Source organism: Mesorhizobium sp. M5C.F.Ca.IN.020.32.2.1 (assembly GCF_004023105.1).
Lineage (GTDB): Bacteria > Pseudomonadota > Alphaproteobacteria > Rhizobiales > Rhizobiaceae > Mesorhizobium > Mesorhizobium wenxiniae.
Map to the genome: position 1 here is coordinate 1 of NZ_RZSX01000274.1, position 7,108 is coordinate 7,108.

Sequence of the window (7,108 nt, forward strand, 5' to 3'; positions counted from 1 at the left end):
CCACGCAACGGCGCCAGCCTGCGCGAGGAGATCGCCGACGCACTTGCCGAAACGGCGAGCGATGCCGGCGCCTTTTCGCCCGGCGAACGGGCCATGCTCAACAACATCCTGCGCTTACGCGAGGTGCGCGTCGAGGACGTCATGGTGCCTCGCGCCGACATTGAGGCGGTCGAGATCACGACAAACCTGGGCGATCTTCTGGGGCTGTTCGAGCAGTCTGGCCATTCCCGTATGCCGGTCTATTCGGAGACGCTCGACGACCCGCGCGGCATGGTCCACATCCGCGACGTGCTCGCGCACATCACCAAGATCGCCCGCGTCAGGAAGGGCAGGACGACCAGGAAAACCGCCGCCGCCACGCTTCTCGATCTCGCCAAGGTCGATCTCACGCGCACCATAGGCGACCTGACCCTGATTCGCCCGGTGCTTTTCGTGCCGCCGTCGATGCTCGCCTCCGATCTCATGGGGCGGATGCAGGCGATGCGTACCCAGATGGCGCTGGTCATCGACGAATATGGCGGCACCGACGGTCTGGTGTCGCTCGAGGATATCGTCGAGATGGTGGTCGGCGACATCGAGGACGAGCATGACGAGGACGAGCCGATGATCACCCAGACCGGCGAGGGCGTGTTCGTCGTCGACGGCAAGGCCGAGATCGACGATGTCGCCAAGATGATCGGCGAGGATTTCGCCGCCGGCGAGCATGGCGAATATGTCGACACGATCGGCGGCATGATCTTCAACACGCTTGGCAGGGTTCCGGCCCGCGGCGAAGTGGTGCAGGCCATCCCTGGCTTCGAATTCCATGTGCTCGACGCCGATCCGCGCCGCGTCAAGCGCGTGCGCATCATGGAAAGCCAGAAGGGCGAGCGCCGCCGGCGCGCGGTGCGCGCCGAGCAGGCTTGAAAGACGCGGCTCGCCCGATCGATCGACAATCCGTTCAAGCACTCAACCTTGCGCTTCTTACTTCGTCTGCGAACCCTGCTTTTGAGTCCGCAACGGTTGGATTGCCGAAATTCGGTGCGGCACGCTGGCTGAAGCGGTCGCCGTTTGGAGCGCGGACCGCGGCCTGATAAATCTTGCTCGGTGATTCGCACGACTCGGAAGCATTGATGAAGCGTCTGGCCGGCCAGATAATTCTGCTGTGGGGTTGGCGCCGCACGCTTGTGGCGTTTCTTGCTGGCGCGCTGGCGGTTCTTGCCCAGGCGCCTTACGATTTCTTCGCCGTCTGTTTTATTTCGTTTCCGCTGCTGGTCTGGCTCCTCGACGGCGCGACCGGCGAAGCCTCCGATGGCTGGTTCTGGCGTTTGCGGCCGGCTTTCGCCATCGGCTGGTGGTTCGGCTTCGGCTATTTTCTCGCCGGCCTGTGGTGGATCGGCTCGGCACTTCTGGTCGAGGCCGACAGTTTCGCCTGGGCGCTTCCCTTCGCAGTGGTCGGAATTCCGCTGGCCCTCGCCTTTTTCTACGGCTTCGCAACAGCGGTTGCCCGGCTGCTGTGGAGCAACGACATCGGCCGCATCGCTGCCCTTGCCTTCGGTTTTGGCCTGGCGGAATGGCTGCGCGATTTTCTGTTCACCGGGTTCCCGTGGAATGCCGTCGGCTACGCGGCGATGCCGGTGCCTTTGCTTATGCAGAGCGTGTCGGTGACCGGCATGGTCGGCATGAACGCGCTGGCGGTCTTCGTCTTTGCATTGCCGGCCCTGCTTGCGGCGCGCCGGCATGTCCGCCTGGGAGCTGCACTGCTTGCCGTTGTCGTCGCGGCCCATGTCGGCTTCGGCTATATCCGGCTTGCTATTCCCGAGAAGCCGGCGGAGCGCGGCCTCGACGTCCGCATTGTGCAGCCGGCTGTCGACCTCAGCGAGAAGTGGGACGCTTCGGTGCCCGACCGGATCTTCGCTACGCTGATGGGGCTTTCGGCCAAGGCGCCGGAGGCCGGCCATGACAAGCCGCAATTGATCCTTTGGCCGGAAACCTCCGTGCCGTTTTTTTTCGCCGAACGTCCCGATGCGCTGACCGCGCTGGGAGAGATGCTTGACGACGGCCAGATGCTGATCGCCGGCGTCGTCCGGGAGGAGGGCGGCTCGGCGGCAGATGCCGACAGGCGGTACTACAATTCGGTGGTGGCGATCGACGACAAGGGCGAAATCGCAGATGCTGTCGACAAGGTTCATCTGGTGCCCTTTGGCGAGTATCTGCCTCTTGCCGACCTTCTTGGCCGCTTCGGGCTCAAACAGCTCGTCGCCGGGCCGACGACCTACGCGGCCGGCAATGAGCGGCATCCGATCGCGCTGTCCGGGGGTATCCGCGTGCTTCCGTTCATTTGCTATGAAGTCATCTTTCCCGATCTGGTGGCGATTGACGCTACGTCAGCCGAGCTTATTGTGAATGTCACGAACGACGCGTGGTTCGGTGACACGCCGGGTCCGTACCAGCATTTCAGGCAGGCGCAGATTCGTGCTGTGGAGAACGGGGTGCCCTTGTTGCGCGCGGCCAATAACGGCATCTCCGCTGTCGTCGATCCGCGCGGGCGTATCCTCGACGCGCTGGCGATCGACGCACGCGGAGCCATCGATGTACATGTGCCGATTTCCGATCAAGCCATCGTTTCTTCGCGCCAAAGACGCATTAACGGACTGATGATCTTGTTGCTGTTTGCCCTGGCCGCTTTCACATCGAATGTAAGGCAAAAGCTACGGGCGAATTGACAGTCGACACATTAGAAACTCATACTGTAACGGCCTGAAACTTCTCGAAGTCGGTACGTCGTTGTGTTGGGGCACCGGCCGCCGGCTTCGTTTGGGCAGAAAAACACAAAAAGCCGGAAAAATTCGGCGAGGAAAAAATGGCAGAAGAAAACAAGAAGAAGCCGAATCCTATCGACATTCATGTCGGAAGTCGCATCAGGCTTCGTCGCAATATGTTGGGAATGAGTCAGGAGAAGCTGGGCGAGAACCTCGGCATAACTTTTCAGCAGATACAGAAATACGAAAAGGGGACCAATCGTGTTGGTGCCAGCCGTTTGCAGGCAATTGCCTCGATACTCGGCGTTCCTGTCGCTTTCTTTTTCGAGGACGCGCCGGGCCAGGAGACCGTGGGCAACCGCGGATTTGCCGAGGATACATCAATGGCTTTTGCCGTCGAATTCTGCGGCAGTCCTGAAGGTCTTCAACTCAACCGGGCCTTCGTCAAGATCGCCGACGTGAAGATACGCCGCAAGATCATCGAGCTTGTGAAGGCCCTTTCCACCGACGAAGTCGATTGATTGGGCCGATTGATTTGGCCGTTGAAAACCCGGAAATGGCGAGGCCGTCATAGCGGGCAGGCAAATTCTCGCGATCTCGCGCACCGTGGAATTTACATCCCATAGGCATGCCGGAGAGCGGATCGATTTTACTCGACACCCATGGAAGCAACGTGTTGGAGCTAAGCGCGCTTGCGGCATCCTGCCGCCGGTCACAGTGGTACAAGATAATAGCGCGATTTTCATACCAGAATGGCCGCACCGCTTGACGAGCGCCGCCCGGCACAGCTAACACGTGGCGCGCCAATCGGCAGCGTGCCGATATTTTTTCAAGAGGGGACACCCGTGACGCGGCAAAACTATCTATTCACCTCGGAATCCGTTGCCGAGGGTCATCCCGACAAGGTCTGCGACCGTATCTCCGACGAGATCGTCGATCTGGTCTATCGCGAGGCCAGAAAGACCGGCATGGACCCCTGGAAGGTCCGCGTCGCCTGTGAGACGCTGGCGACCACGAATCGCGTCGTGATCGCCGGCGAGGTCCGCGTCCCCGAGACCCTGCTCAAGAAGGACAAGGCCGGCAACATCCTGATGGATGCCGCCGGTCATCCGCTCGTCAATCCGGCGAAGTTCAAGTCGGTCGCCCGCAAGGCGATCCGCGAAATCGGCTATGAGCAGGCGGGTTTCCACTGGAAGACAGCAAAGATCGAGGTTCTGCTGCACGGCCAGTCGCCGGATATCGGGCAAGGCGTCGACAACGCCTCCGACCGGCAAGGCGAGGAAGGCGCCGGCGACCAGGGCATCATGTTCGGCTATGCCTGCCGCGAGACGCCGGATCTGATGCCGGCGCCGATCTACTACAGCCACAAGATCCTCGAGTTGCTGGCCGCCGCGCGCCATGAGGGCAACGGCGATGCCGGCCGGCTCGGGCCGGACGCCAAGAGCCAGGTGACCGTCCGTTATATCGACGGCAAGGCGGCGGAAGTGACGCAAATCGTGCTGTCCACCCAGCATCTCGACGCCAGCTGGGATTCGAAGAAGGTCCGCAATGTCGTCGAACCCTATATTCGCGAGGCGCTCGGCGAGCTGAAGATCGCCGACAGCTGCAACTGGTACATAAACCCGACGGGCAAGTTCGTCATCGGCGGGCCAGACGGTGACGCCGGCCTGACCGGGCGCAAGATCATCGTCGACACTTACGGCGGTGCAGCGCCCCATGGCGGCGGTGCTTTTTCCGGCAAGGACACCACCAAAGTCGACCGTTCCGCAGCCTATGCGGCACGCTATCTCGCCAAGAATGTGGTGGCCGCCAAGCTCGCCGATCGCTGCACCATCCAGCTTTCCTATGCCATTGGCGTCGCCCAGCCGCTGTCGGTCTATGTTGACCTGCACGGCACCGGCAAGGTCGATGAGGCAAAGCTCGAGCAGGCGCTGCGCACCGTGATGGACCTGTCGCCGTCCGGCATCCGCCGCCACCTCGATCTCAACAAGCCGATCTACGCGAAGACGTCGTCCTATGGCCATTTCGGCCGCAAGGCCGGCCGTGACGGGTCCTTTTCCTGGGAAAAGACCGACCTCGCCAAGGCGCTCAAGGATGCACTCGCCGAAGCGCCCGCCGAAGCAGTCGCGGCCTAGCCGCGGCGTCCATGCATCCGAAAGACCGGCCAAGCCGTGCGACCGAAGCATTTTTCGGTCGCCGGCGCGGCAAGACCATCCGTCCGCAGCAGGCGGCGGCACTGGAAAGCGGCTTCAGCACCTACCGGCTCGATCTGACGGCCGGACCGCCGGCCGAATTGCGCAGCCTGTTCGAAGCCCATGTCTGCGCCATTCATCTCGAAATTGGTTTCGGCGGCGGCGAGCACCTGCTGCATCGGGCGACGGCGGCTCCTGAAACCGGTTTTGTCGGCGTCGAACCTTTCGTCAATGGCATGGCCAAGATGATGATGGCCGTCAGGGAACGGCCGCTTGCCAATCTTCGCGTCTATGACGACGACGCCACGCGCCTGCTCGACTGGCTCCCGCAAGCCTCGCTCGACGGCATCGACCTTCTCTATCCCGATCCCTGGCCGAAGAAGAAACACTGGAAGCGACGCTTCGTCAGTTCCGTCAATCTCCACCGTTTCGCGCGCGTCCTGAAGTCAGGCGGAAAATTCCGCTTTGCTTCCGATATCGATAGCTATGTGAACTGGACGCTGCTGCATTGCCGGGTACATGATGCGTTTGCGTGGCAGGCTGAAGAGGCCGCCGACTGGCATCGGCCCTATGAGGGTTGGCCGGGTACGCGCTACGAGGCGAAGGCCATTCGCGAAGGCCGGCGGCCGGCCTATCTCACCTTCGTCCGGAGATAGTCCTATTCAGCAGCGCGCGTCGCGCGCTTTGCCGTCGACGAGGACCAAAGATGTCCTCGCGCTGCGTCGCCGGTCTTAGAAGCGGCCGATCTTGTTGAAGGCGGCCGGATCCATGCCGAGATTGCGCAGATCGCGCGCGCGTGGCTTGCGGCCGGCTTCGACCGCGTGCGACGCGGCGACGGCGCTGCCGAACACGGTGAAGAAATCGCCGATGGCCGAGAAAACTTTGCGGTTGGTCATGATTATGCCCTTTCGCCTGCTGCGATGCGTGATTGAATTTGTGCAGCGCAACATAGATAGGCGCTTTCGCCTGATATCACAGGGACGTTGCCGCATGGCCGCCATGCGCCCTATGCAACGCTGCCCCCCGGCACTTTCACCATACCCTGCATGCGGACTTGAAACGGCGGCCGCGATCGCCTATATCAAGCTCAAATTCTTGGTCGGTATGGCGAAGAGTGGGTCCACCCGGTCCCGCTCTTTTTTGTTACCTTCCGACCGCCGATGAAGCGACAGGAATCGAATGACTGCAACGGTACCCGACAGCGACGACCGCATCATCCGCGAAAGCGGCATCGATGCGCGCATCGCGCTGATCGTGCAGCCGGTGTTGCGTGCCATCGGCTTCCGCCTAGTCAGGGTGCATCTGACGGGCCAGAACGGGCTGACGCTGCAGATCATGGCCGAGCGCGAGGACGGCACCATGACCGTCGAGGATTGCGAAGAGGTCAGCCGGGCGGTGTCGCCTGCGCTCGATGTCGATGATCCGATCGAAAAGGCATATCATCTCGAAGTATCGTCGCCGGGTATCGACCGGCCGTTGGTCCGCAAGTCGGATTTCGCGACCTGGACGGGTCATTTGGTGAAGGTGGAGACCTCGGTCCTTGTCGCCGACCGCAAGCGCTTCAAGGGCAAGATCGCCGAGAGCGACGCGGACGGCGTGCTGATCGAGCGCGACAAGGCGGCCTATGGCGAAGAGCCGACGGTGCGTGTGCCCTACGATGCGATTGCCGAGGCACGGCTGATCCTGACCGATGACCTTATCCGCGACGCGCTGTCGAAAGACAACAGGGCGCGCAAGGAAGCCAAGAAGCGCCGCGGCGAACCCGAAGACGCGCCAGAGGGCGCAGAAGCGGGCGCGGAAGATGAAACCGAACAGGAAATGTGATTGGGCTGCCGGGCGCAAAGGCTCGGCAACAAGCTCGGGAGAAAAACGATGGTTGTAAGCGCCAACAGGCTTGAACTGCTGCAGATCGCCGACGCGGTCGCGCGTGAAAAGTCGATCGACAAGTCGATCGTGATCGCCGCCATGGCCGATGCGATCCAGAAGGCTGCGCGCTCGCGCTATGGCCAGGAAACCAACATCCGTGCCGACATCAATCCGAATACCGGCGAGATGAAGCTGCAGCGGCTGATGGAAGTGGTCGAGAAAGTCGACGACTATGCGACGCAGATCGCCATTTCCTCCGCGCGCGAGCGCAATCCCGACGCCCAGCTCGGCGACTTCATTGCCGAACAG

Annotated in this window: 8 protein-coding genes; 7 read left to right on the forward strand and 1 reads right to left on the reverse strand. The window is 61.8% G+C overall.

All coding sequences use genetic code 11. From position 1 onward, the window contains the following. The 5 genes from EOA86_RS15580 to EOA86_RS15600 all read left to right on the forward strand — a co-directional run. The coding region (locus EOA86_RS15580; protein ID WP_164891770.1) for a hemolysin family protein at nucleotides 1-906 on the forward strand (906 nt) is incomplete at its 5' end. A 206-nt stretch (nucleotides 907-1,112) separates the two neighbouring features. Next, nucleotides 1,113-2,705: an apolipoprotein N-acyltransferase gene (gene lnt, locus EOA86_RS15585; protein ID WP_128342437.1), complete on the forward strand. Its 1,593-nt coding sequence runs from the start codon at nucleotides 1,113-1,115 to the stop codon at nucleotides 2,703-2,705. Between the two features lie 137 nt (nucleotides 2,706-2,842). Next, entirely contained in the window at nucleotides 2,843-3,262 is a 420-nt protein-coding gene (locus EOA86_RS15590; RefSeq protein WP_029356958.1) for a helix-turn-helix transcriptional regulator, read from the forward strand. Between the two features lie 324 nt (nucleotides 3,263-3,586). Next, entirely contained in the window at nucleotides 3,587-4,876 is a 1,290-nt protein-coding gene (gene metK, locus EOA86_RS15595; RefSeq protein ID WP_127208846.1) for a methionine adenosyltransferase, read from the forward strand. Between the two features lie 11 nt (nucleotides 4,877-4,887). Continuing rightward, nucleotides 4,888-5,589, forward strand: coding sequence for a tRNA (guanosine(46)-N(7))-methyltransferase TrmB (locus EOA86_RS15600; protein ID WP_127208847.1), 702 nt, complete (start codon nucleotides 4,888-4,890; stop codon nucleotides 5,587-5,589). Between the two features lie 75 nt (nucleotides 5,590-5,664). Here EOA86_RS15600 and EOA86_RS15605 read toward each other — a convergent pair whose 3' ends face one another. Beyond that, the gene (locus EOA86_RS15605; protein ID WP_095517012.1) at nucleotides 5,665-5,829 is read right to left on the reverse strand and encodes a hypothetical protein; all 165 of its coding nucleotides are present in this window, start codon (nucleotides 5,827-5,829) and stop codon (nucleotides 5,665-5,667) included. 283 nt (nucleotides 5,830-6,112) lie between these two features. On the opposite strand from EOA86_RS15605, the gene rimP reads away from it, so the two are divergent. Both rimP and EOA86_RS15615 read left to right on the forward strand, forming a co-directional pair. Continuing rightward, nucleotides 6,113-6,757: a ribosome maturation factor RimP gene (gene rimP / locus EOA86_RS15610; protein WP_127208848.1), complete on the forward strand. Its 645-nt coding sequence runs from the start codon at nucleotides 6,113-6,115 to the stop codon at nucleotides 6,755-6,757. 48 nt (nucleotides 6,758-6,805) lie between these two features. Beyond that, a partial coding sequence (locus EOA86_RS15615; RefSeq protein ID WP_281035665.1) for a NusA N-terminal domain-containing protein occupies nucleotides 6,806-7,108 on the forward strand: 303 nt, incomplete at its 3' end.